Source organism: Candidatus Manganitrophus noduliformans (assembly GCF_012184425.1).
GTDB lineage: Bacteria > Nitrospirota > Nitrospiria > SBBL01 > Manganitrophaceae > Manganitrophus > Manganitrophus noduliformans.
Genome location: NZ_VTOW01000001.1, coordinates 1897561 through 1923702, shown reverse-complemented (window position 1 = coordinate 1923702; position 26142 = coordinate 1897561). Strand labels below are relative to the sequence as shown.

Below are 26142 nucleotides of genomic sequence, written 5' to 3'. Positions count from 1 at the left end.
CGCGGGCGATCCACCCTCCCGAACAACCGGAGTTCTCCGATCGGTCAGGCTCCCTCCCCTTTCTTCTCCATTTTGAGAAGGTCCCTCGCCTCCTCAATAATCTTGGCGGCTGTTTTCATTCCGATCATCGGAAGATCGGAAAGGGCCGCTTCATTTGTCTCAGCTAACTTTTGAACGCTGTCGATTCCTTGCTCCTTGAGCGCTTCGACCATATTCTCTCCCAGACCGGGGACATCGGAGAGGGTATACTCTCGTTTCTCGGCCGCTTGCCGCTGCTCTTCCACAATCTGCGCATCGGCCTGGATTTTCTGCTCATGAGAGATCGCCGCCGCAATTTCCTGCTCGCGCTCCTTGGCCCGCTCTTTCTCGTACTCTCCTTGATTGATGATGTCGATCTTCCAGTCGGTCAACTTGGCGGCCAGCCGGACATTTTGTCCCTTCTTCCCGATCGCCAGCGAAAGCTGTTGATCGGAAACGACGACCAGGGCCGACTTTTCCGCTTCATTGATGCCGACCTTCTCGATGACCGCCGGACTGAGCGCCTCGCCGATAAAGGTCCGCGGATCGTCGCTCCAGGTCACGATATCGATCTTCTCCCCTTTGAGCTCACGGACGACCGCTTGAACCCGCGAGCCGCGAACCCCGACGCAGGCGCCGACCGGATCGACGGCCGAATCTTTGGAGAAGACCGCGATCTTGGTCCGATCGCCCGGCTCCCGGACAACCCCCTTGATGATCACCACCCCTTCGGCGATCTCCGGAACTTCCATCTCGAAGAGCTTTGCGACAAAATTGGGGTGCGTCCGCGACAGAACGATCTGCGGCCCCTTTGCCGAAGGCTTCACCTCCAGCAGATGGGCGCGAATCCGATCGCCGCGGCGGTAACTCTCCCGGGGGACCTGCTCCTGGTAGGGAAGGATCGCCTCGGTTTTACCGAGTTCCACGATGTAATTGCGACGTTCCTGGCCCAAGATCATTCCGCTGATGATCTCCCCCTGCCGAACCGAGTACTCTCGATGGACCGATTCCCACTCCGCCTCACGCACCCGCTGAAAGATCACCTGCTTGGCGGTCTGCGCGGCAATTCGGCCGAAATCTTCCATCTCAAGGAGAGAGCCGATCTCATCGCCCAGTTCCGCAGATTCATCGACCTTCTTGGCCTCCTCCAACGAAACTTCGGCGCGGGGATTGGTGACGGCTTCGACGATCTTCTTCAGGGAGATCACTTCAATCTCTCCGGTTTGAGAGTCGAGCCGCACCTGAATATTCTCGTTTGCGCCGTATCGCTTCTTCGCCGCCGTCAGGAGCGCGGATTCCACCGCCTTGATGATCTTCTGGCTCTCTATTCCCTTCTCTCTCCCAATCTGATCGATGACAGAGAGGAGCTCGCGATTCATTTTCTATCAACCTCCATTTTCCGACGGATCGGGCCAGGATCTTGGCACGGTCCGATCCATGATATCTCTTGAACCCGCCTGGTTTCCAGGAGGATCAGGGGCCTCTTCAGCTAAAACTCGACCTCAAGGCGGGCTTGCGCAATCTGGTCGAAGGGGATCTCGATCGCTTTTCCCTTCCCTTCCTCCAGATATAAAGTCACTTTTTCCTCTTTGAAATCGGCGAGCCGACCGGTGAACACCTTCTGGTTGTCGATTGGAGCGGATGTTTTCACCTTGATCTTCTTCCCGATCGACCGAGAAAAATCGTCTCTCTTTTTTAACGGTCGATCAAGGCCGGGCGAAGAAACTTCAAACGTATAGTGATGCGGAATCGGATCGTCGACATCGAGCGCTTGACTGAGATACCGGCTGACCTTTTCACAATCATCGAGGGTCACCCCCCCTTGTTTGTCGATAAAAACGCGAAGGGTGCCGCTCCTTGCGGAACCGGCATACTCGACCTCAACCAATTCCAATCCCAGCGACCTTAGCATCGGCTCCGCAATTTCTTTGACCCTGTCCACCAGAACCGTTCGATCCATCTGATCCCCATCAGGGCCGATTTCGGTCCCTTAAAACAAAAAAGTGGGCGGAAGACCGTGCCCACTTGAAAAGTAGACCAAATTCAGAAGTGTTTATAGCACAAATAATGACAAAATGCAAGACGAATCCCCTATTTCGAGGCAATCTGTTCTTGAAAGGCGCGGCATAAAAATTTCGTCTTTTCTCCGGGCCGTCCGTCGCCGATCGGCTTGCCGTCCAGGCGGACGACGGGCAAGACTTCCACGGTCGTTCCGGTAAGGAAGAGCTCATCCGCCGAGTAGAGCTGCGAGAGCTTCAGCTCTTTCTCGACCATTTCGAGACCGTTCTCCTTCCCGATCCGGAGAACCACCTCCCGGGTAATACCGGACAGGATGTAAGGGCCCGCCGGCGGGGTAATAATTTTCTTTCCAAGCACGGCAAAGAGGTTGCTCCCCGCCCCCTCCGTGACCTTCCCGTCGCGAATAAAAATCGCCTCAAAGGCCCCTGCACGGAGCGCCTGTTCCCGGCCCATCACGTTCGGCAAGAGGTTGAGCGATTTGACATTACACCGCGCCCATCGGATATCGGGGGTGGAAATAATCGCCACCCCCTCTTCACGGAGTTTCAGTGGAAGCGGCTCGAATTCCCGGAAGGTCATGACCACGGTCGGCTTCACCTTTTTGGGAAAAGAATGAAGGCGGGGGGCGGCGCCGCGCGTCACCTGAATATAAATCTTCACGTCGGTAAAACCGCTCTTGCGGCATCCGAGGCGGATGATCTTCTCCAACCGGCTTCCGGTGTACGGGAGGGTAATTTCAATCTCTTTGGCGCTGGCCTCCAGGCGGGAGAGGTGTTCATCGAGATGGAAGACCTCTCCTTGATAGGTTCGAATCAGCTCATAAACGCCGTCTCCAAATTGAAAACCCCTGTCTTCGACAGAAACTTTCGCCGCTGAAATTGAACTCCACTTCCCGTTCACGAATGCAATATTGGGCATGAACTTTCCTTTTCTAGGAGCGTGTTCCCTTCTCCTTTTTCCGCATCAGAACATGAAAAAATGCGTAGGTCGATTGCCGCTCTTCCTCGACATTCAGGACCTCGAAGTCCCGGCCGAAAATCGACTTAAAATCCCCCTTCCGAAAAAACCGGTCGTAGTGACCGTTGTGCACCATCCAATCCCGCTTTCTCTTTTCATCAGGATGGTGTTTGAAGTGCGTCGAAAAACAGGAAAGGAGAAAGTAGCCCCCCGGCTTGAGAACCGGGCCGACGTTCTCGAGATAGGCGTGGGTATCCCTACGGCGGATGTGATGGAGGCAGCCGTAATCGAGAACGACGTCGAATGTTCCCGGCCGGAAGGGGAGATGGAAAACATCTCCGAGCATGAATCGGAGGTTTGCCCGGGCCGATCCGTTCCCGGAGATCCGGCGCGCCCGCTCTAATGCGAGCGGCTGATAATCGAGACCGACCGTCCGGTAGCCCTCGCGCGCAAAGAGAGCGGAGTGTCTCCCTTCGCCGCAGCCGATATCCAACACGCGGCCTGCGGAGCGCTCTTTCTTAAATCGCGTAACGAAACGGGAAACCGGCAGAGAGGCCCCTTCCACGGGCCAGCCATGCTCGCCGGTCCGGTAGGCCTCCTCAAAATATTTTTTCTGGGAGGGATAGATGCTCACGATAGGCCTTCCGATCTGTTGAGGCGTTTTTAACCTATCATATTTGGAGAAGGCAATCAAGCGAAACGGCGGGCGGTTTCAACGGATTCGATGATGCTCCGGATTGGATTCCTGTCGGGGCGAGGCGCCTCCTCGCCCGGGTTGTTTTACGGGAAAAAAATCTCGATCAACGCTGTCGGCAATCCCGACGCATCCCCGCCGCCTATCAGAAGCACCCCCTCTTTCCCCAAAGCGCTCTCCGTCCACGGCAGGGCGACATGGCCGAATCGGGCCAAACCGAGAGAGTCGGAGAGGGGGGTAAATAGATTTTGGTCCGGATCATAGATCTCGGCCGAGGCAAGGCCCTGCCCCGACTGATCGAACCCGGCGGCGATCAAAATTTTTCCGTCGGGGAGCGGCGTGGCGGTATGTTCCGCCCGCGCCGAGTTCATCCCCGCCTGCAGCAGCGTGAAAAGGCCGGTGACGGGATCATAGATCTCGGCGCTGTCCAGAACACGGCCGCTCGCATCAATCCCCCCTGTTACAAGAATCTTCCCGTCGGGGAGACAGACCAGAGCCTGCCGGACCCGCTCGACCGACATCGATCCGGTCAGAAAGAACCCGCCGTTGGCCCCTCCCGAGTAGATTTCAGCGGTCTTGATCGGACGATTGGTCTCATCGTACCCCCCCACGACGAGGAAGCGATCGTCCTGTGCGTTCTGGTTACACTCTCTGAAAAGAATTGTCCGGTGCAGCTTGCGCCTCTGGACCAGCAGCGGGCCAGGAGTGAAAGCGAGCGTGGCCGGGTTGTAAAACTCCGTCCTTCTCAACGTTTCAATTGTCCCATCCGATAAGTCGGTCTCTCCCCCGACCAGCAGCACCCTCCCATCTGAAAGGAGCTGCGCCGTGTGGAAGCGCCGGGGGTCCTCCATTTCCGTCGTTTCAACGACGGAATTATCGATCGCCGGATCGAAGAGGAGGGCGCGGTCGATCAGATCCTCATCCTTATCGGCGCCGCCTGCAATCAGAACCTGGCCGTCGTCCAGTCTTGTCGCCGTGTGATAGAAAACGCCGGTCCCCCGGTTGTAAAAATAGTTGGCGACAAGCGGCGTCTGGTTGGCAGGAGGGGTTGCGAAAGTCAGCGAGATCGCCCCGGTCTCATAGTCGATCGTTCCCGATTCGGCGTCCCCCGTCCATCCGCCAAGCCCGTTATCGGTCGCGGTCAGATTCCCAGCGGTAATCACGACGCGCCGGTCGTCGCCGGTTTCATCTGGAGAGGGGTCCGACCCAGTATCACTGACGATAGGCGCCAAGGTTGTGCTGAACTCGAAGAGAGTCTTCGACCCGTCGCCTGTTTGTCCCGTATTTTCATTCGTCACCTTCACAATGTTGAGCGGGGCCAGATTATCGAGCTGGTCGTCGTCCCGGATCTGCTCCGTTTCGGAGACGGTGCGGGCGCCGTCGTCGATCCCGCCCGCGATGAGAAGGCTTCCATCCGCCAGCGGCGTGATCGTATGGAACCGCCGCGGGAAATCGAGCCGGCCGAAGGGCTGAAAGCCGACCTCCCCGACCAGGAAGAGATCGTTTCGCCGGAGCGAAAAGTCGGTGAAAAGCTCGGCCCCGGCGAACTCGTCGAAATGCCAGAGACCATGCACCGCAAATCGCGCCCCCGGCACGAAAGGAGAGTCTTGGATGAGACGCTCCACCGGCGGATCAAAGCCCCCTTCAGGGTAGCGGACATCCTGGGTGATCCGAATCTCATCGGCCATCCCCACCAGAAAAGCTTTGTCCGCCCCCCCGCCGATCGTCAGGCGATTTGAGTTATTGTTGAGAAGCAATCCCGTCAAATCGGCCGCGGCGACGGTTGTCCCGTCCACCGCAAGATAGGCGCGATGCTGACTTCTCCCGGCAATTACGGCGGCGATATGATGCCACTGGCCGATGCTGAACGGAGCCGGTCCCAGCGTGACGGTCTGTTCGACCCGTGTGGTTCTATCCAGCATAGTGATCCGCAAGAGAAGATCAGCATTGGAGGTGAGAACGATCTCGAAGAAATCGCTCTTCCGCATCAGTAGCGCCTCCGTCCCCCCCGCCGGCAGCGCGCCGGCGAAGAACCATCCCTCCGCCGTCATCTCGTTCAGCTGGGTATTCGCGCCGATCTGCAACGGATCCCCGATATCCAACACGGTGGTGGAGAGGGCAAAATGGCTTCCATCGAGGATCAGCTTATTCCCGGCATTTTCGAACGCCCCCGGGTCTCCGGCGATCACCATCACCTCGTCCGGCTCGCTGGTCGCGCCGGTATTCTCGATCGGGGCCCCTTCGGGAATATTCTGATCGACTTCTTCAACGACCTGAAGCGCGATCCGGTAGACCCCATCGGTATCGGCGACAAAACCAACCGTTGGAGAAGCGGGGGTGTCGAGCTGGGCGCTGCTCCCCTCCGGCGTCTGAACCATTCGCCATTCATATCGGATTTCATTACCGTCCGGATCGCTGCCGGTTCCCTCCAGTTGGACCCGCGCGCCGCTCGGAACCGTCTGGTCGGGACCGGCATTGGCCACCGGCGGCCGATTCTGATTAAAGAGACTGTCACTGTCCGGCTCGTGATTGACACATCCGCCGAAGAAGACGCCTCCCGCCAGCGTAATAATAAGAAGGAGGAGAAAGCTGCGTCCTCCATTCAAAAACCGGATCATGGTTCCCTCTTTATAGTAAAGCGTGAAACGGCGCTCGCATTGGACACCCGTCGCTGCGCAAGCTGGCGGAAAGTAAACTCTTGAAACGAGAGCCCCCCCGCCTGGATTGCATGCACTCTCCAGATAATCGGCCGCCCGTCCACAAAGGGGTCGAGTTGTTCCGGCGCCTCCTCCGGGAAAGCCGGGAAGGTGATTTCGGTCCGGCTGCCCGGAACCCAGGCCTCCCAGAGCTGCTCTCCCTCCTCCGTTTCAAGGGTCACCCGGTAGAGATCGACCGGCCCCGCATCCGGAGCGGCCCAGACGAGGTGCGGGGTGTTCTCCGAGACCACTGCCTCCTCTTCTGGGGCGGGAGGAACGGGCGAGAGAAGACGAGGCGGATCGGGCAGGGTCAGATCTTGGCGGATCGGGATCCCCGGAAGACCCTGCACCTGAATGAGACTGGATGCTCCGCCGCCGTTCCGAGCAGTCGCCGTCACGAAATAAGAGAGCGCTCCTTCCGGAGGAAGCGAGAGGGCCCGGAAACCGGGGCCGACCTTCCCCGGAAAGAACCCGATGATATCGGCGCCGATAAAAGCCTCTCCCCGAGGCGCGGCCGCTCCGATCAAAACCGCTTCTATATCGGAGTGGGAAAAACCGGGTGGAAGGGTGATCAACCCGGTCGTCTCGACCAGCGACACCGAAGGGGTAAAGCCGATATCAAAAGTCAGACGCCCTCCCACGGCGAGCGGGCCCAAGCCGGCGGCGAACGCCACGTTGTTCAAGGTCCCGTCCGGAGAGAGGCGGAAGGTCGACAATCCCAAAGCGCGCTTGGAGCCGGAAACCGGGACGGAATAATCGCCGCCCCCGGTCCGTTGCTCCATTCGAACGAAGTATTCCCCGGCGGCCGGGAGGGAACAGCCTTCTCCCAATTGGGAACAGTCGGGATTCCCCCCGATCAGAGAGAGCTGGGGGGGGGTGATCGGATTCCCTTCCGGATCGCGGACCGCCCCCAGGACGATCTCTCCGGACGCCTGGACCAACTCAACCAGGTGAACGCCGTTTGCATACACCAGAAGGCTCTTCCGGTCGATCGTCTCATTTGTAATCGGATCGGTCGCAATCACCGTGTAGACCCCCGGCGTGAGGCCAAAGGCGAGGAACGCCCCCTTTGCACCGGTCTGTTGGCGGTCGGGATCGACCTCCCCCTGATCATCAAAATAGGCGCGGGTCAGGATTTCGTCCCCAGAGGCGTCCACGACGGCGATCTCGACATTCGGGATCGGGGCGAGGATCGGATCGCCGTTCGGATCGATCTGGCCGGTCGGCGCCACGATCCGAGCGAGAATCTCCGCCGTGCCGGCCTCCAGGCCGCTGGTGTCGTCCTCTTTTGCCGCGCGCACCATTGCGACCAAATCCCCCAGCGGCACCACGGCCAAAGGATAATTTGTCTTGGAGCGGTTATTGAATTGCAGCTCCTGATAGGTTTGCCGGAAAGTCCGCCCCGCCAAAACAACGGCGATATAGCGGCTGTTCGGGAGGAGATGGCGCACGCTTCGATAATTTCCGCCGATCTCCGCTCCGCTGTCGGTGACGACGATCTCACTCACCGGATCCCCTGAAAAATTGATGAGCACCCCCTCCACCCCGACGTTTTCGCTCGAAAGGAACCCCTTGCGCTCCTCTTCCTGAAAATCGGGCCGATAGACGACGACCCGGCCGGAAAGATCGACCGCCTGCTCGATGATCGGGAGGACCGGGAGGGTGAAGACGGTCGTCCCCGCGGCCGGAAGATGGATATACCGGGCGCCCACTCCCACCCCGATCTGCCGCGCCGAAACAAAAACATCATTGTTCGACGAAAGCCGCAGGAAGAGAAATCGGCCGTCGGCCGTGGTCGCCTCCAAGCTTGGATCGATCCGGCCCGCTTCGTCAAAATAGTAAGGCCGGCCGGCATCGTTTCCACCAAAGTATCGCGCGCCGACCCGGACGCCGGCTTGGGGCTGCTTCGACACGTTGATCGCTTTTCCAATCAGCGCCACCTGATTGAACCCTTGACGTCCGCCGTCCGGATCGGCGGCCGCCCATTCATCCAGATCCCTCGTAAAAACGAACGTCAAATCGATCGGGGGAGGATCGGGATCATTCAGCAGCTGCGACTCGGCCGTCACCCAGTGATAGGTCGTCGAGCCGAGCGGCCCAAGAACTTCAAACACCCCCAGTTCATCAAGGGCGGAGACAAAAACCGATTCGTTCCGCTCCACATCGAAGACTTTCCCTTGAAGGGCGGCCTCCGTGAACGACCGGCTGCCCGGAATGATCGGGATGGAGACCTGGCTCGCGTTCACCTGATAATAAGAGCCGATCCGGTAAAAAACGGGGATCACCGGATTGGCGGCGTCGGCGTCGCATCCTCCGCAAAAGTAGACATGAACGTCCTGCGGCCCGATCACCCCCGTGAAGACGGCGATCCCTTGGTTATCTGTCCGGGTCGTGATTCTGCCAGAATCGCCGAGCGAGACGAGGACGTTCGGAAAAGGATCCCCGGTCATATCATCGAACACCTGCACCTCCAGACGCCCGTCGATCGGCCCCCCGGCGGTTCCCCCCCAATTGGAGGCAAGCAGCGGACGATCGTTCCGCTGCTCCCCGCCGCTGCAGGAGAGAAGGAGCATCATCAGAAGCCCGATCCATCCGCCCGGTGAATTCCAATGGCGATGTCCGTTTCGTTTCACTTTCTTCCTCGTTAAAAGAGCAACCGGATGCCGAATGTCGTGAGCCACTTTGTATATTCGCTCAATGAGTTCACCTTCTCGGCCGTCACGGCGGTCTGACGTTCCGGGGGGATTCCAGGTTGGTTTGACCGATTGGCCAACAAAGAGCCCCGCAGATAGAGCTGGAGTCCCCGCTCCAGCCCCACCGTCACCCCTCCATTGATCGCATGAGCATGGCTGACCCGTTTCTCCCCGAGAACCGAATCGGGATGCAAGTAGTGTAGATAGGAGTAGCTGTAAGAGAGATTCAGAATGACCCCCTGGATCAACGGACGATCAAAAGAGATCGACGGGGAAAAACCGACATAGGCATAGTCGTCCGCGGACTGGGCTGTATCATTGATCTCCTGTGTATTGAGGTTGGCATAAAGCGCCCCCGAGACCGCGAGCCGGCCCCCCAAGATGCCGTCGGTCGAAAAGCTGCTCGAAATCGACGGCTGAATCCCGTCATAAATATCGCTGTCGATCGTGTTGAAGTCGTTATCAACCGAGTCGAAATATCGAAGCCGAATGGAACCGCTGAGCGTCGAAGAGTCCCCCGCCGGGCGGAACCCGTCCAGGAAAAGCTCGTGTGATCGGTCCGAGAGAGAACCCTCGAACAATCCGACGCGAAAATTGTATCCGTATGAAATTCCTCTTTGGAGCCGCCTCCAGTCGCCGAAGAGGCCGACCTGTCCGGTGAAGACCGAGACCTGGTCCCGATGAAACATGGTCAACGAAGGGGTCAGGCGGAAACCGCTTCGCCAGCCCTCCCCGAACAGGAAGAACCGCTGATACTGCGAGAAGATCTCCGTTTTTAAGTCGCTCTCCTCGTTTTCGCTCAAGTTAATATTGCTGTCATACGTCACCTGATAGACGAAAGAAATCGTCCCGAAAAGAACGTTGATCCGCTCCTCGAACTCCTCCACGAGGGACGGGCTCACCCCTTCCTGCTCCAGCCCTCCTTGGTAGAGGTCGAGGGCGTCGTAGGGGCGTCCCAACTCTTCGTAAAGCTTGGCCAGCTGAAATCGAATGACCGTCTGCTTGGGATCGATCTCCAACACCTTTTTGAGATTTTCCGTCGCGGCGTAGGGATCGTTCGTTTTGATCTGAACCAATGCCAAATTGTAGTACCCCCTCATCTCCTGAGGGTCCAGCCGGATCACCGCTTCAAATTCGGCGCGGGCGTCGTCATAGCGAAGCTGCTTTCCGAAAGCGACCCCTTTGAGAAGATGGAGGCCGAGCTTGGCCCGGGTGGCCAAAGGCTCCGGACCGAGCGCGATCAGCCGCTCGTAAGCTTCGATCGCCTCCTGCTCACGGCCGCTCTTTTCAAGAATCTCCGCCAGCGGCAAATAGGCATCCTCTTCGGAAGGATCCAGGGTAATGACTTGATCGAAGGCCTCGGCGGCTTCGGCGAGCTCATTACGCCGAACATGGAGCAAAGCGAGATTGAAATAATTCGCCGGATTCTTCGGCTGCAGCGCCACGGCTTGCTTAAACTCCTCCAGAGCCTCATCCAGTTTTTCAGCCTCGATGGCCCTCTTTCCCCGCACGGTATGAGCGCTGACCGCCGCATTCACCCCGTCCGGGCTCGCCGGTTGGACATCGCGTGCATTCTCGTATGCGCGCAAGGCCTCCTCCAGCTTTCCCTGCCGCTCGTATAAAATACCCAGGTTCAAAAACGCCCCCTGATTTCTCGGATCGACTTCCAGGGTGCGGTTTAAGGCCGCTTCGGCATTCTCGAAGTCTCCGATCCTGAGGTAAACCTGAGCGATATTGAAATAGATCGGCGCCGGATCGGGCGAGATCCGGAGGGCCTGTTGAAACGCCCTCAAAGCCTCCTCCGCCCGTCCGCTCTGGGCCAAAAGGATGCCTTGAAGGAAAGGGATCTTTGCCTGCGCGTTCCTCCCCCCGGGGGTATTCGGGTTGATTTGGGCCGCGGCGATGAAGGCCTGGAGCGCCTCTTGGAATCGCGTTTGCCGCTGGTAGAGATCTCCGAGCTCCAGATAGGCCGGCTGATATTGCGGGGCCAACTCGATCACCTTTTGGAAAGCCTCCTCGGCCTTGGCCTCCTCTCCCTTTCTCTGATAAACCCGGCCGATGTTATAGTGGGGATCCGGGTTGCCGGGATCAATCTCCGCCGCCGACTTAAAAAAGCGGAGAGCGCCGTCAAAATCGCCTGCGCGCGCCGTGAGAATTCCTTGGACGAGGTACTTTTTAAAAAGCCCGATCTGTGCCCCTTCTCCGATCGGATCCACATGGATCACCCGATCGTAGAGATCGAGCGCCTCCTGCAGCCGTTGTGTCTGCTCATAAAGGCCGGCAAGTTGAAAATAAGGGCGGATATCCTCGGGATTGAGGCGGATCGCCCGCTTGAGGGCTTCTTCGGCTTTTGGGAATCTCCCCAGCTCCATGTAACTGACTCCGAGTCGGAAGTAGATCTCCTCCTGCTGTGGAGACTGTTTGATGATCTCCTCAAAAAGGCGGATCGCCTCTTCCCACTTTTTCTCCCGCATCAACCGAATCCCCTCCTCCATCCTTTTTTTCAGCCTCGATTCGGGGATTTTTTCCTTCATCTCTTTTTCCACAGAGGGCGTTTTTTCTTCCTCTGCCGGGGTCTCCTGCGCCCAGGAAAATGGGCTCCAGAGAGAGAGGAGGATCATGATGACGTAGATCTGCTTTATCATAATACCGTTTAAAAGAAAATCCTAATTCCGACGGCCGCCTGCCAGCCGCTCAACTCCATCTCGAGGAACTGCGCCCTGCTATTCCGGTCCACATAGGAAACGGGATCTCCGTCGTCGGGAAGGCGCGTTATTCCGAGGGCCTCCTCGATTGCGTCTTCCTCCAGAAAGGTGTGCCGATACGACTTGTAGTAGAGAGGGACCGCGTTTCCCAGCCGGTAATTCGCCGTCATGCTGATCGCCGCCCAACGGGTGATGTAGTAATCGCCCCCGATTCCCCAGGTGACAAGATAGCCCCCTCGGCTGGAGGCGCGGGAGAGGACATTTCGAAGGAACTGCTGTCCATTCGCCTCGAACACATAATTAAAGTCTTCCCGATAGGTCACCTTAACCTGATTAAAAAAACCAAGCTCGAGGTAAAGCCGATACCGCTGCGGCTCATCTACGAGATAGTATCGCCCCCGGAGGGCATATTCGTTGAATGAAACACGGGTGGTCCGGTCGGCTCGAAAAGGGACGATGCCGAAATCCTGAAAACGCATTTCGCTCGATTCACGCGCGCTGGACTCTCCCTCCCAGAAAGAGGTCAGCGCCACCAACGAGAAGCTGCGCCGCACGCGCCACTCCACCTCAATTCCAAACAGCGGTCCCCCCTCGATCGGAGGGCTTCCCCCCACTCTCGGCGGAAACGGTCCGCTCTGAGTGAGCTTTTCATTGTTGAGCGTCTTTAACAAAGCATCGTTATATCCGGTAAAAAGCTGGACGTTCCAATCGGACGCCCCCCAGGCCGGCTGCGCCGCTCCCAGCAAAAATAGAATCAGGACAAAAACCGGCACCGCTCCTCCCATCAGAAACTGTATTTCAACTCGACGAACACCCGATCATGGCCGACGAAAGTGCTCACGAATTTAAAGAGCCGGTCGCTCGCCGGCGCGGCGATATCGGGAAGAAAGGTCTCCTTTTTGCCGTAAAAAATATCGGCCCCGACCGCGACCTGGAACTGCTCCGAAATCTGGTAGGACACTTTCGGCTTCACCAGAAGTTCGCCGTTGTTGATCAGATAAAGGATAAAGAACTGTGCTTTCACCGAAGCGCTCCGAAACGACTTCTGCCCGAAAAAACTGAGAAAAGTGTCGTAATTGTCCTGAAAGAGGACCTCATCCCAGCCGAGAACGATCCACTGCGACACCGCGAACGAGAGATCCGCCCCCTTGAGGATCGTGTCGACCTCCACCCCCCACCGGATATGGTTCCGCTCCAAGGCGCCGCCGTGATCGAGCAGACCGTCCCCGTCCCGATCGGCCAAGCGCGTTCCAAAATATTTTCCCGTGATATAAGCGGCCTCCCCCTTGAGGATATAGCTCCCCATGTTGAGCACCGCCGAGGCGCCGAAGATATGCATCCGGTTAAAACGCGGGTGAAACACCGGCCCGCAATCGGGATCGGTCACCGGCTGATCGAACCGGACCTCCGTCGGAAGACACTTCGACGGAGGGGCGAAGAATCGAAAACCGGTATATTCCCGAAACGGGGTCGGAAAAGGGTCCCAGACATTGAGGTAGCTGACCGCCAGATCGATTCCGCCGAAGGTCCGGGAGAGCCGCGCGCCATATTCGGAGTTGTCGAGCGTCTTGGGAGGCTCCTCCTGTCCCGGAAGCCGCTGGAAGAGTTCCCACTCCGACCCGGGGGGAGCGGGACGGTGGGGCTCGAAGAACGGAATCCACAACATTTCCAACTGATATTGGCTGAAGTAGTAGTCGGCCTTTACGGTCCAGAGCGGAATTCGGAAATCGATCAGATCGGGAAGGACGAACTCCCGAAAGTCGAGCGGGTTGATTTCATCGATGATGCGAAATCCCAGAAGCTGCTCCCAAACGACGATCTGCTTTCCAACCCGAAGATCGAGGCTCGGAAATAAAAGATCGAAGTAAAGTTCTCGAAGCTCGGAAAAATAGCGGTAATCTTCTCGGTCTCGCTGAGAAAGGAATGGAAGGGGAAGATTCGGATCATTCGGGGGATTGATCGTATCATAATCGGCATAGAGATAAGCGGCGTCGTACCAAGCCCAAAAAGAAGCATAGAGATGGAAATTGGTCCGGGGATCGGCGGAAGCTTCTAAAAAGAGGATGTTTCGAATCTTGGTGAATGCGACCGGCTCTTGGAACCTTAAAGCGGTTTCATTTTTGAGATATCCGCCGAGATGCAGGTTCCCGACGAGTCCCGTTTCTTCGGCTAACACAGGGAGACTAAAAAAAAAGAAAATTAAAAAAGAAAGAATGAGGAGCCTAAGGTGCAATTGAACTTATCCTCTCCCCACTCTTTGAAGAATGCTCCATATATCCTATCTACATCGGCCGACACGAAAGATGATGTTCGTGTTGCCGGAGTAAGCCTATTGCCAGACCCATAAGGGGGCTTCGTGATTGAAGCTTCCCGCAGCTCGCTGCGGGAAATATGCCGGTACGAATTAAACCTAAAGCGCGCACCTTCAGATCGCAAGCAAAGTGAGCCACCTGATCGGCCGCGTGTTCGAGTAGCATCGTTCTTAATAGAAGAACCATCTCCGGATCCTTCTGCGGTGAAACACCTAACCAACAAATTGAGAATATCATAAAATTGTTGTATGGCAACTCTTTTTTGCACCCCCCGCCGACGGGAAAATCGGCGATGATCATCGGGAACGATCTCCGCGCCGAGCAAGAATTCCGTCCCTTCTGTGGCTTCGATCTCTCTTTACACGCGGCATACAGATAGCGACAGCGCCTCATCCCCTCTCGGGTGAGACACTCATCATTCGCGTGATCCATTCATGCATATCCGGTTTTCGGTGCGGAAGAAAAGAGCAGGATGGAAAAGAGGAGTACGGAGGAACGATACGCGAGGTAAAGTGAGGAGGGAGGCGGCGGGCCGCCTCCCTCCCCGTTTCCGTCGACTTCTTAAATTCCTTAACTAAAAGTTCTGATCGACGTTGGCCGGTGACCCGGTTTGGAATGTCATCGTCGATGAGAAACCGGGGGTCGTCGGATCGCTGACGGCCTGGTTGATCGAGGTATTGAAATCACCCAACGCCGGCGTGCTGATGTTCGGCGTGATCGTCACCGTGTTCACGTTAAGCCCCTGCGCCGTGTCGGTGATGCTCTGAGTAATGTTCATCTCGGTGCCGACCATGTTTTCTTGGCCGGTGCCGGTCCCCTTGTTAATGATGTTCAGATTGTCCATCCGGGCCAGCACGCTCACCGTGCCTCCGGTTGCATTCATCGTCTGCTTGAAAGTAAGCTGATCGATCGAGCTGGTATTCGTGGCCCCCTGAATCGCTCCTCCCGGGGTGAAGGTCTCCTGAATGAAGACCGAACCGTCGGCTGGATCGGGCTTGCTCCGAACGATCATGTGATTCATCTGCCGCCCGTTGATGACAATCGCCTCTTGGAAGAAGAAATTGTCGCCGCTGACCTCAGTCAACCGGTTGGTGCCTCCCGCCAATCCGCAGGTGGCCGCCGTGTTACAGGTCGGGCTGGCGAAATTCACGGTCGTTGTCTGAGCCATTGCAAATCCGGCAGAGAGAAGGACTCCTGCCATGGCCAGAGTCGTTTTTTTGTAAATTGATCTCATTTATCTCGTGCCTCCCTAAATTAAATTAAAATTCAATCCACCTTGAGACGCTTTTATGGACCTTGAACGATCGTCGGCAATCCCCCGGTGGTAAAATCCATATCCTGGGTGAAGATCACCGTGGCCCCTTCCGTAACCCTGACCTGCTGATCGATCGTGGTGCAGAAAGTTGCGGTCGTACCGCAGGACGGATCGGAGCCCTCTTGTGGTCCGTTTGGTCCGGTTCTGTTCGGAAGGATGTCGACGTTGCTAAAGGTGAGCCCTCCCGATTGGCCGTTGACCGGATCGGGCGATGCATTCTGCTGGTGGATGTGAATATCTTGTCCGGGATCGAGGCTGGCCGTGGTGGAAAACCCGTTGTCCTTGACCGACTGCCTGAAAGAGATCTGGGTATGGCCCGGCGGAGGAACAATCGGGGACGGGGTGTTGTTCTGGATCGTCGGAGGTCTCTGACCGCTCAGTAGAACGAACGACTCCTGAACAAAAGCTTTTCCGGTGCTGGCCCCTTCCAACATCGTGTGGATCGCCGCTTCGGGCCCGGCCCCTCCGGGTCCGTCCGGATCGATATTCACGAATTCCTGTTGGAAAAAGTTGCCGCTCCCCATGGTTCCTTGGAAGGTAATCAGCTGTCCCCCCGTCAGTTGGGTTCCCGACCCGCCGACTCCGGTATGAACGTACGGGAAGGGCGACGGGTTATCGGTAAAGGTGGGATTTCCCACCTGCGCCAGGGCGACGCCGCTCGCGATCGAGACGATCCCGAGCGCCGACATCATGATCGACCATGTCTTAATTTTGCCATTTCTCATCAATGTTCCCCCCTGTATCTTTATTAATATTCTTGAAGATTGATCGATAACCGGATATTTATGAAACCGGCAATCCGGCGAATGGCCTACTTACCTTTCTTTTTGTTTCCTGTTTCTCTTCCCTTTGCTTACCTTACCGACGTACTAAACTATCTCCGACCGTCACCATCGCCGCCGTTGCTTCCCGAACCGTCCGGGAAGGTGGTATTGATACCGCTGTTCAGCTCCCCGGAGCCGGGGCCGCCCCAGCGATCCCACCAGATCGGGGTCAACTGGAAGCTGTCGGAATCGTGGTTCGGAATCGGAGGTCGGCCCGAACCGCTTGAACGGGTTGCATTACATCCCCCGCGTCGTCCCGCGTCATCCCGAAACTCACCCTCCAACCGCCCGGTCGGATCGCCGAAATCGTTGCATCGGCTGAAGCTGACGATTTGGTTGGTGACCGGATCGACGACTTTAACGACCGTGAGATCGTTCCAGAAATCGATCGGCCCGCCATCGCCGTCGCGGCCGCCAAACCCGCCATCGTCGTCGCCCCCGCTCCCGATCGACCTGGCAATGACATGAGAAAGATCTCCGGCGCCGAGGGTAAAATTCTCGCTCTCGGTAACGTCATCGCCGTGGACCCCGTTGAAACCGGTAATCCAGACCCCGATATCCTGACGGACCCGGACCCTTCCCGTGGCGGTATCGAGAAAAGGCTGCTGTCTGAAAAACATGTCCATCTGGTTGAAGCCGCCGGACAATGCCGCGACCTTCGACTCGACGATATCGAAATGGAGCTGAATCGGCTGTTTGAAGCCGTTGATGAAGCTATGGTCGGTCAGTCCCCAGGCGGGATCTTTCAGGACTTGATTGAAGATGATATTTCCGGTCGGGTCGTTGTTCGCCCCTTCCGTTCTCTTGACATACGAAGCGACGGAGAAATCGGTCGTCGTGATGTTTTGAAAAAAGAAGCTGTTCCCATTCTGAAGCGAAACCGTCTCCTGCAGGAACCCATTTCCTGTAATCGTGTCGGAGATGGTCGCTCCGGGAATGGTCGCCGGATCGGTTCCCCAGGGGGCCGGGGCATCGGAAGGAAGCGGCGTCACGGTCGCCTGTGGAAGAGGACCGGGTTGAGGGGGCTGCGACCCGCTGTCGCCGCCGCCACCGCCGCCGCCGAATTGAGCCCAAACCGGCGAGGAACAAACAATGAGAAGAGCCGTAAAACTTAAGGTGGGAAGAATGTAGCGTATGCTTTTCGAGGATGGCAGTAAAGACTTCGAGCATCCAAGTATCTTCATAACGAATACTCCCGCTCCAAAATGGTGAAGCAACTGCCTTTTTGAATAAAACCGAGACTGTATATCTTATACTGCTATTTACGGAGACTTCACTCTACATAAAAAAAACTAACCTGTCAACAAAAATTTCAAATAAGAATTTAAATTTCATTAAGTATAAAACGAGACTATTACCTACCCGATCAAACCGCTATTTTCTAGAAACCTTAAGGAGTGCCTCGCGCATACCTAAGGTCGTCAGCATCACCCGCGGCCCGGTAGCTGATGTGAACCGTTCCGTTGTCAACTGCAAGGTAGGTGTCCAATCCGACTTCTCCGGGGGCATCAATCGTGTAGGTCGACCAACTCTCCGGGACGAGACAATTTGATGGGCAAACTGCATACTTAAGATCTTTGTTATCATCGTCCCGGTAGCTAACGTGAAGGACATTGCCCACAACTTTGATCTGGCTGCTTCCTCCCGCCGCATCTATCGCAATCGGATCCTCGCAACTCCCCTGGCAACGAGTATATTTTAGAAGACCATTCGTATTGTCTCGATAGGTGAGATGAGCCATTCCATTATTATCGACGGCGAGGGAATTCTCGGTTCCGACATCAAATTGGCCCGCCTCGCCGTCGTCAACGATGATCGGCGTCCAGTCCGCTAACTGAAGACAATCATTAGGTAAGGAGCAGGTTACATATTTTATCATTCCATCTAAGTAATAGCTGATATGGACGGCTGAATTCGTGACAACGATATGGTTTGGAGATCCTGCATGATTTCCGGGCTCGCCGTCGAGTATACCCCACCCTCCCGGAGAGTCACAAGAAGATGAACAGGTGGCATACGCGATGACATCATTACTTGAAACGGCGCCGACCTTCCGATAGCTGATATGGACTGAACCCGCGTGGAAAGCGATGTAGGTATCGGTCACTCCATTTTCGGTGTCGTCGACAATAACGGGAACCGGCGACCAGTCCCAGTCTTCTCCATTTTTTTCTCCTTTGGTGTACTTTAAAACCCCTTTATCGTCACCTAATGTCCCTGGTTTTGGTGGGTCCACGTCTCTGTAACTGACATGGAGGGTGTCGGTAATCATATCAATGGCCAAGTTGATGTCGCGGCCACGTTTTTCATTGGCTAGCGGAGCTTCTATAAATTGGACTGTCCAGTTTCCTGAGATAGTGCAATCCTCACTGTTAGGAGAACAGAAAGCATGTTTTGGAGAACCATCTTCTTCAGAGTAGTAAACGATATGGACCGTCCCGCTGCTGTCAACGGCAATGGCGGTGCATTCACCGGAATTCTTCCCATCGAAACCATCAATGGTGGTTCTGGCAAATGAAAGGTCCGGCACAAAGACTTCGGTTTCAAACGACCACACGTAAGGAGAAGAGAGGAGATTCCCCTCCTGGTCTCTCACCTGAGCTAAGAGTGTCAGTGTATAAGAAAAATCATATTCCAAATTGGTTGTACGGCTCAAGCGAATTATCTTGCAGTCCGCATCGACGCAGACCGCCGCATACCCGATGTTTCCCAAACCTTCCAGGCCCCCCTGAAAAGTAGCGACGTCCATTGATTTGTCGAAGGTGATCTCAATGAAGGCGCTGACTGAAACGGAATTCCCTTGGGGTGCCGCAGAAACGACCGACGGCGGGTCTGTGTTTGGATCTGCTGGATTTCCTCCGCCGGGCGGAGGATTATTCGGAGGAGGATTGGTCCCACCGGAGCCACCCCCACCCCCTCCGCCGCCGCACCCAAACAAGAGGGCAACAAGAAGGGGGAGGATGAAAAGGGTTTGTCCGGGTCTAAAGATGAAAAGACGGCGTTCCACGATCGGAGAATCTCTTTACATAAAGTTAGTGCCCTCTAGAGTGGATTACCTTCTTTTTAATGTCAAGCTTTTTTTACCTTCTGTGACATCCCTGTTCGATGCCTGAACACCCCGGAACGGGGACCCTGTTCGTCCCCGCGTTACACTCTCTCTCATTGCAGAAGAGGGGATCTCTATGATAGGGTAGGCAACATGACAGAGAGCAAAAAGAACATCCTCGCCTTCTCCTTTGAGGAGCTGGAAGCGTGGCTCCTTGACCTCGGCTGGAAAAAATACCGCGCCAAGCAGCTCCTCTCCTGGCTTTATCAGCGGCGGGCCGCCGATTTTGAAGAGATGACCGATCTCTCCAAGGCCGACCGCGCCCTTTTGGCCGAAAAGGCGTCTCTGCGCCACCTCGAGATTGTCACCCGCCGGAAGTCAATCGATGGAACCGAGAAGTTTCTCTTAGGGTTGGAGGATGGAAACCGGATCGAATCGGTTCTCATTCCGGACGACAACCGCCTCACCCTCTGCATCTCCTCACAGGCCGGCTGCACCCTCGACTGCGGCTTCTGCCTCACGGCGCGGGAAAAACTGAAGCGCAACCTGAAGGCCGATGAAATCGTCGGCCAGATCCTCACCGTTCAACGGACCCTGCCTGAAGAGAGCCGAATCACCAATATCGTGATGATGGGAATGGGCGAACCGCTGGCCAATCTCACCCAGGTGGTCGAGGCGCTCAAGCGGATGATCTCGCCGATCGGGCTCGGTTTCTCGCCGCGACGGGTCACCGTCTCGACGGCGGGGATGGTCCCACAGATATTAAAGCTCTGGGAAGAGGTGCCGGTCAACCTCTCAATTTCCTTAAACGCCACCACGAATGAGGTTCGAGACCAAATCATGCCGAAGGTCAACCGGCTCTACCCGATCGAAGAACTTCTGAAGGTCTGCAAAGCCTTCCCCCTTCCGTCTCGCCGGAGGATCACTTTCGAATATGTCCTTCTGGCCGGGGTGAACGACACGCCGGAAGATGCCGCGCGATTGGTTCGTCTGAGCCATGGGATCCGATGCAAGATCAACCTGATTCCTTTTAATGAATTTCTCGGTTCACCGTATCGCCGCCCGGCCGATCAGGATGTTTTGCGCTTCCAGGACATCCTGCACCACGCCGGCCTCACGGCCACCGTCCGGAAGAGCAAAGGGAGAGATATCCTTGCCGCCTGCGGCCAGCTCAACAGTGAAGTCGGCGCCGCATCCCTTCCTTTGGTCCAACCCGTTCGCCGGACGCAAACCCCAACCTCAGCGCTGCCCTGTTAAAACCACCCTCTTGAACCGCGGTTTTCTGAAACGCTACACTGGAATGGTGAGCGATTAGTCTAAAGCGAGGAGAGCGTGATATGGAAAAGTCGATGACCGATCCGGTCTGCGGGATGAAAGTGACGAACGAGAACATCTGCACCGATTTTGAAGGAAAGCACTACTGCTTTTGCTCGGAGGGATGTTTTCAGAAGTTTCAAAAGTCTCCCGAACAGTACGCCCGGAAGGCGGGATAAAGAAAAGGTCTCTGCTTGACCGGAGATCGCACGATCTCCGGTCAAGTCGAATACGAATCTATTTATTCATCGTCGTCTTCGTACGAATCCGACATTCCCATCGATCCGTGCGGGGATCCCATCCCCATGGAGCCGTGCGGCGAGCCTTTACCACCCCCCATCGAACCGTGGGGGGAGCCCTTCATCCCTTTTCCTTTACCCATTTTTCCGTGAGACATTCCGCCCATCATTGAATGCATCCCCCCGCCGCCCATCGACATCCGGCGCTCGATCATCGATCTAAACTTGTCGTATTGGGCGTCGGAGAGGAACTCTTTCGCCTTGGCCATGGAGCGGACCCGGAACATCAGCATATCGGTTTCCAGCCCCTCTTTCTCCTTCGCCTTTTTCTCGATCTTGGATAGATCCAGCTTCGGATCGGCGATCAGCTCCTCCAGCTCAATCTCGGCCACCTGGAGATTGGCCCGCTTTTGGATCGCCCCCTTGCGGTAATCGATAAAAAGATCGTGAAGCTTTTTCGCCTGCTCGTCGGTCAGGTTGAGTCCTTCCTTTAGTCCCTCCGCTGAAAAGAAACTTCCGCCGCGCATCCCGGAAGACGGTGGATGGCCCTTCGGCCGCTCCATCCGCCCCCCCTCCCCGCCGCGATGCGGGCTTTGGCCGGGCGATCCTTGCGCCATCACCGTCGCCGCGGTCAGAGAGACCACCAGCATCCCGATTCCGACTTGCCGGAACAGATTCCGTTTATTCATCATATCCCTCCTCAGATAATTTTTCGACTGGTCATCACAAGTGTCTATGATAAACGAAAATCCTTCATCAGACAACCGGCGGTTCTACCCACGCAAGCGTCGGGGTTCGACAGAGTGAACCCCGACGCTGCCTTGACACACTTTTTAAGCATCTGTTAAGATGGCCGAGTTTAGAAAATCGCTTAGGAGCTAGGATGCATCGAAGAGAAAGCTCGCCCCGCCTGAACGCTTCCCTCCTCTTCCTTCTTTTATTTTTCCTTCTCATCCCCGTCTTCGGCCAGGCCGCCAAGATCGAAGAGGTGATTCTTCCCAACGGCCTCAAGGTGATCTTGCTGGAGGAGCACAAAGCGCCGGTCGTCACCTTCCAGGTCTGGTACAAGGTCGGCTCGCGGAATGAAATCACCGGCAAGACCGGCCTCTCCCATCTCCTCGAGCATATGATGTTCAAGGGAACCCCGAAGTATGGAAAGGGAGAGTTCTCACGGATCGTCGCCAAAAACGGCGGGACGGAGAACGCCTTCACCGGGAACGACTACACCGCCTACTTCGAAAACTTCGCTTCGGACCGAATCGAATTGTCGCTGGAGCTGGAATCGGACCGGATGCAAAACCTCATCATCGATCCGAAAGAGTTCCAACTGGAGGCGGAGGTCGTGAAAGAGGAACGCCGGACCCGAACGGAAGACGACCCCTACTCCTTCCTGATCGAAAAGTTGTACGCCATCGCCTTTTTGGTCCACCCCTACCGTTCGCCGGTCATCGGCTGGATGAGCGATCTCGACCATCTCACGCGCGACGACGCCTTCGACTACTATCAACGTTATTACCAGCCGAACAATGCAACCATTGTCGTCGTCGGTGATTTCAACACCAAAACGCTCCTCCCCAAAATCAAGGCCGCCTTCGAGAAGATCCCCAAAGGACCGGAGCCGCCGAAATACATTCCGCCCGAGCCCCCTCAGCTCGGCGAGCGGCGGACCGTTGTAAAACGGGAGGCGCAGCTTCCGTTTGTCTTCGCCACGTTTCATACCCCCAACTACAAGAGTCCCGACACCTATGCGTTGAAGGTCCTCTCAAATATTCTTTCATCCGGAAAAAGCTCCCGGCTCTACCGCGGCCTCGTTTATCAGCAGCAGATCGCGCTCGATGCCGGCGGACATTACGACGGCCTGACCGCCGATCCGGAACTCTTCTACGTCTACGCGACGGCGCGCCCTCAGGTTTCGCCTGAAGAAATCGAAGAGGCCTTGACCGACGAGATCAGCCGGCTTCAGACGGAGCCGGTCTCCAACCAGGAGTTGCAAAAAGCGAAGAACCAGATCGAAGCCGAATTTATTTTGGGATCCGATTCCAACTTTTATCGCGCCATGCGGATCGGCACGGCGGAGACGGTCGGCGCGGGACATGAATACGTCACCCGGTTCGTCGACAACATCCGAAAAGTCACCGCGCAGGACGTCCTGCGCGTCGCCCGGAAGTACCTGGTCGAGGATCAGCGGAGCGTCGGCACCCTTCTCCCCCCTTCGGCCGACGAAGAAGCCGAAGCGGCGGAAAGCCCCGCTCCCGATGAGCCGGCAAAGGAGTCACGATGAGTTATTCTAGACAGCCGGTTCTCTTCCCGCGGCCTCTCTTTCTCCCGATCCTCGTTCTCCTTTTCGTTTCCATTTTTATGCCGGCCGTCCCTACTTCCGCCGCCGAGATCAAGCCGAAGCGAGTCGTGATGGAGAACGGGATCACCCTCTTGATCCTGGAGCGTTCTTCCCTCCCGATCGTCAGCGTCGAGGCGCTGATTCGGGCCGGCTCCCTCTATGATCCGAACGACAAGGCCGGCCTCGCCAACCTGACCGCTTCGCTCCTCGATGAGGGGACAAAAAAACGGAGCGCCACACAGATCGCCGACGCGGTCGATTTCATCGGGGCCAACCTCGCAGCCGGCGCCAGCGAAGATTATATGACCGCCAGCCTCCGGGTCATCAAGAAGGAGGTGGAGACCGGGTTCGACCTCTTGTCCGATATTCTCATCAACCCCGCTTTCGATCCGAAAGAGGTGGAGCGGGTTCGAAAAAACATCCTCGGCAGCATCCTCTCGGAAAAAGACCAACCCCAGGCGATCGCCGACCGGGCCTTCCGAAGCATCATCTTCGGCGAGCACCCCTATCAACATCCGGTGATCGGCCGGGAGGAGACGATCCCCGGCATCACGCGCGACGACATCGCTTCTTTCCATCAAACCTATTATGCTCCGAACAATTTGATCCTCTCGATCGTCGGCGACGTCACCGAGAGAGAGGCGGTCGCATTGGCCAAGAAGTATTTCGGGAAGTGGGAACGAAAACAGATCCTCTTTCCGAGGATCGGCCCGCCGGCCCCCTTTCAGACCAGAAAGATGGAGCTGATCGACAAGGAGCTGACGCAAGCGAGCGTCGTCCTCGGCCACGTCGGCATCGAGCGGGGGAATCCCGATTATTACGCCGTCACGGTGATGAACTACATTCTCGGCGGCGGCGGATTCTCTTCGCGGATGATGACCGATATCCGGGACAATAAAGGCTTGGTCTACTCGATCTACTCCCTCTTCGACGCCAACCGGTTCCCCGGCGAATTCGCCGTCTCGCTTCAGACAAAATCGAAGAGCGCCAACGAAGCGATCGAAGGGGTCTTGGAAGAAATTCAGAGAATCCGAAGCGCACCGGTCACCGAAACGGAGCTCGCCGAAGCGAAGGCTTACCTCGTCGGAAGCTTCCCGCTGCGGATGGAGACGACTGCCCGCCTTGCCTCCCTCCTCTCGGCGATCGAATATTATCAGCTCGGGCTCGACTACTTCGAGAAGTACCCGAGCTACATCAACAAAGTCACGGATAAAGATGTTCTGCGGGTCGCCAAAAGATATCTCGACCCGGAACACTACGCGCTGGTCGTCGTCGCGAAACAGAGCGAAGCGAACGTGAAAGAGCCTCCCGCTCCTCCGCCGGCGGAGTCGGGGGCGATGAGAAACGCCCCGGAACCGGAAGGGGGGATCCGGACCAGCGACCCGCCCATGATCAACCTCCCTGCTCAAAAAGAGGGAGCGGGCCGGTGAGCGACGCGCAGCCCGCATACAACCGTCTCTTTCAAATTCTACACGAGATGGAATCGGTCGCCGTCGCCTACTCCGGCGGGGTCGACTCCGCCCTCGTCGCGAAGGTTGCTCATGACGCCCTCCCGGAGACCGCCGTCGCCGTCACCTCGATCTCCCCGACGTTTCCTTTATCTCAACTGGAAGAGGCAAAACAGGTCGCGGCCGCCATCGGCATCCGCCAGATCTTCGTTCAATCGGATGAGCTCGAAATTCCCGGCTATGCCGAGAATAATACAAACCGCTGCTACCTCTGTAAGGGCGACCTCTACACCCTCCTGACCGGCGTCGCCGAAAGAGAACGCCTCCGGACGATTGTGGACGGAACCCATCTCGACGATCTGACCGACATCCGTCCCGGCCTGAAGGCCGCGCGGGAACGGGGGGTCCGCAGTCCCTTGGTCGAGGCGGGGTTGGACAAGGAGGGGGTCCGATCGCTCTCGCGGGAGCTGGGGCTCCCGACCTGGGACAAGCCGGCCTCCGCCTGCCTCTCCTCGCGATTCCCGCACGGAACGCCGATCACCTACGAACGTCTCAAACAGGTGGAGGAATCGGAAGAGGTTCTTCGCCGGATCGGATTTCGGCAATTCCGTGTCCGCTACCATGGCGAGACAGCCCGGATCGAAATCGCGGTCGAAGAATTCCCGGCCCTCCTCGATGCCGGGCGGAGAGAGGAGCTGGTCGCCCAGATTCAAGCCTGCGGGTTCAAATGGGTCACCCTCGATCTCGCCGGCTATCGACCGGGAGGCGCCGTCCGGCCGAATGGAAACCTGATCCTGCTGCATCGGTCCGATGATCAGAAATAGCCGATCGTTGTTTTTTTTATCCTTCTTCTTTTTCTTGCTGATCGCTCAGGCCCCCTCACCCCCGCCGATGTGGGTCGCCGACCTGACAGTGACCTTTCACTCCCCCTACCATGCCCCGATCACCGCAAAGGGGGTCTTCCACCAAACCGGATCAAAGATCCGATACGAGCCGGCCGGATCGGAGGAGATCGACCTCTACGACCTCAAAGAAATGGAAGAGCTCCGTCTTTTTCCCGCCGACCGGATTTACTTTAGGGCGAGGCTCGGTCCGGCGCGCATTCTGAAAGCGGTCCGAGAGGGATGGTTGCCCCCCCCGGCGCCACTGGAAGAGAAGCGGATCTTATTGAGGGAGGGAACACTCAAGGGAAGGGAAGCGCGGCTTTATTTTATTATTCTTGAAGAGAAGGGGAAAAAGTGGCACTCCCTTCGATGGACCACCGCCGACGCGTCCGAGTTTCCCCTTCGAGCGATCTACCCGGCAAGCGATTATGAGACGGTCGTCGCCGACTACGATTCCCTCCGGACCGAACCTTCCGACCCCGCCCGGTTCACCCCGCCCGCCGATTTTCTGGGCGTGAATCCGTTTTAAACACCGGCAGAGGATTTTCAGAGAGACAGGGCGGACACAACGGTCCGCCCCTACAACTTTACTTTCGCTCTCAAAGATGCCATAATTTCGCAACGTTTGTAGGTAGAAGGA

21 protein-coding genes are annotated in these 26142 nt (G+C 56.8%); 6 read left to right on the top strand and 15 right to left on the bottom strand.

The window, feature by feature from the left end; genetic code table 11:
- Nucleotides 1–44 precede the first annotated feature (44 nt).
- From nusA to MNODULE_RS09150, 14 genes are all read right to left on the bottom strand, one after another.
- Nucleotides 45–1397, bottom strand: coding sequence for a transcription termination factor NusA (gene nusA, locus MNODULE_RS09215; protein ID WP_168059132.1), 1353 nt, complete (start codon nt 1395–1397; stop codon nt 45–47).
- A gap of 110 nt (nt 1398–1507) precedes the next feature.
- Nucleotides 1508–1978, bottom strand: a complete 471-nt coding sequence (rimP, locus tag MNODULE_RS09210; protein WP_168059131.1) for a ribosome maturation factor RimP — start codon at nt 1976–1978, stop codon at nt 1508–1510.
- Nucleotides 1979–2109: 131 nt separating this feature from the next.
- The gene (dat, locus tag MNODULE_RS09205; RefSeq protein WP_168059130.1) at nt 2110–2955 is read right to left on the bottom strand and encodes a D-amino-acid transaminase; all 846 of its coding nucleotides are present in this window, start codon (nt 2953–2955) and stop codon (nt 2110–2112) included.
- Between the two features lie 13 nt (nt 2956–2968).
- On the bottom strand, nt 2969–3628 hold the full coding sequence (locus tag MNODULE_RS09200; protein ID WP_168059129.1) for a methyltransferase domain-containing protein: 660 nt from the start codon (nt 3626–3628) through the stop codon (nt 2969–2971).
- A 146-nt stretch (nt 3629–3774) separates the two neighbouring features.
- On the bottom strand, nt 3775–6306 hold the full coding sequence (locus MNODULE_RS09195) for a LamG-like jellyroll fold domain-containing protein (protein WP_168059128.1): 2532 nt from the start codon (nt 6304–6306) through the stop codon (nt 3775–3777).
- Nucleotides 6303–9017 carry a hypothetical protein gene (locus tag MNODULE_RS09190; RefSeq protein ID WP_168059127.1) on the bottom strand — a complete coding sequence of 905 codons (2715 nt, stop codon included), beginning with the start codon at nt 9015–9017 and terminating at the stop codon, nt 6303–6305. Before MNODULE_RS09190 ends, MNODULE_RS09195 begins: the two co-directional genes overlap by 4 nt.
- 11 nt (nt 9018–9028) lie before the next feature.
- A complete protein-coding gene (locus tag MNODULE_RS09185; RefSeq protein ID WP_168059126.1) occupies nt 9029–11611 on the bottom strand; it encodes a tetratricopeptide repeat protein in 2583 nt (860 codons plus the stop codon).
- 119 nt (nt 11612–11730) lie between these two features.
- Nucleotides 11731–12555 (bottom strand): hypothetical protein, encoded by an 825-nt coding sequence (locus MNODULE_RS09180; RefSeq protein ID WP_168059125.1) that lies wholly within the window; start codon nt 12553–12555, stop codon nt 11731–11733.
- Between the two features lie 11 nt (nt 12556–12566).
- Entirely contained in the window at nt 12567–13958 is a 1392-nt protein-coding gene (locus MNODULE_RS09175; protein WP_168059124.1) for a DUF1302 domain-containing protein, read from the bottom strand.
- A 106-nt stretch (nt 13959–14064) separates the two neighbouring features.
- On the bottom strand, nt 14065–14394 hold the full coding sequence (locus tag MNODULE_RS09170; RefSeq protein WP_168059123.1) for a hypothetical protein: 330 nt from the start codon (nt 14392–14394) through the stop codon (nt 14065–14067).
- A 274-nt stretch (nt 14395–14668) separates the two neighbouring features.
- Entirely contained in the window at nt 14669–15262 is a 594-nt protein-coding gene (locus tag MNODULE_RS09165; RefSeq protein WP_168059122.1) for a hypothetical protein, read from the bottom strand.
- Nucleotides 15263–15381: 119 nt separating this feature from the next.
- Nucleotides 15382–16134 carry a hypothetical protein gene (locus MNODULE_RS09160; RefSeq protein ID WP_168059121.1) on the bottom strand — a complete coding sequence of 251 codons (753 nt, stop codon included), beginning with the start codon at nt 16132–16134 and terminating at the stop codon, nt 15382–15384.
- 149 nt (nt 16135–16283) lie between these two features.
- Nucleotides 16284–17417, bottom strand: a complete 1134-nt coding sequence (locus tag MNODULE_RS09155; protein WP_168059120.1) for a hypothetical protein — start codon at nt 17415–17417, stop codon at nt 16284–16286.
- Between the two features lie 206 nt (nt 17418–17623).
- The gene (locus tag MNODULE_RS09150; RefSeq protein ID WP_168059119.1) at nt 17624–19240 is read right to left on the bottom strand and encodes an Ig-like domain-containing protein; all 1617 of its coding nucleotides are present in this window, start codon (nt 19238–19240) and stop codon (nt 17624–17626) included.
- Between the two features lie 192 nt (nt 19241–19432).
- On the opposite strand from MNODULE_RS09150, the gene rlmN reads away from it, so the two are divergent.
- Nucleotides 19433–20536, top strand: a complete 1104-nt coding sequence (gene rlmN, locus MNODULE_RS09145) for a dual-specificity RNA methyltransferase RlmN (RefSeq protein ID WP_168059118.1) — start codon at nt 19433–19435, stop codon at nt 20534–20536.
- A gap of 80 nt (nt 20537–20616) precedes the next feature.
- Complete coding sequence (locus MNODULE_RS09140) at nt 20617–20772, top strand: YHS domain-containing protein (protein ID WP_202882154.1); 156 nt, start codon at nt 20617–20619, stop codon at nt 20770–20772.
- Between the two features lie 62 nt (nt 20773–20834).
- Here MNODULE_RS09140 and MNODULE_RS09135 read toward each other — a convergent pair whose 3' ends face one another.
- On the bottom strand, nt 20835–21524 hold the full coding sequence (locus MNODULE_RS09135; RefSeq protein WP_168059117.1) for a Spy/CpxP family protein refolding chaperone: 690 nt from the start codon (nt 21522–21524) through the stop codon (nt 20835–20837).
- 191 nt (nt 21525–21715) lie between these two features.
- On the opposite strand from MNODULE_RS09135, the gene MNODULE_RS09130 reads away from it, so the two are divergent.
- Genes MNODULE_RS09130 through MNODULE_RS09115 form a run of 4 tightly spaced genes read left to right on the top strand, consistent with a single transcriptional unit; the run spans nt 21716 to nt 26031 of the window.
- Nucleotides 21716–23113 (top strand): M16 family metallopeptidase, encoded by a 1398-nt coding sequence (locus MNODULE_RS09130; protein WP_168059116.1) that lies wholly within the window; start codon nt 21716–21718, stop codon nt 23111–23113.
- Nucleotides 23110–24600: a M16 family metallopeptidase gene (locus MNODULE_RS09125; protein ID WP_168059115.1), complete on the top strand. Its 1491-nt coding sequence runs from the start codon at nt 23110–23112 to the stop codon at nt 24598–24600. The genes MNODULE_RS09130 and MNODULE_RS09125 overlap by 4 nt, the downstream gene beginning before the upstream one ends.
- Nucleotides 24597–25442, top strand: coding sequence for an ATP-dependent sacrificial sulfur transferase LarE (larE, locus tag MNODULE_RS09120; RefSeq protein WP_168059114.1), 846 nt, complete (start codon nt 24597–24599; stop codon nt 25440–25442). Before MNODULE_RS09125 ends, larE begins: the two co-directional genes overlap by 4 nt.
- A 7-nt stretch (nt 25443–25449) precedes the next feature.
- Entirely contained in the window at nt 25450–26031 is a 582-nt protein-coding gene (locus tag MNODULE_RS09115) for a hypothetical protein (protein ID WP_168059113.1), read from the top strand.
- Nucleotides 26032–26142 lie beyond the last annotated feature (111 nt).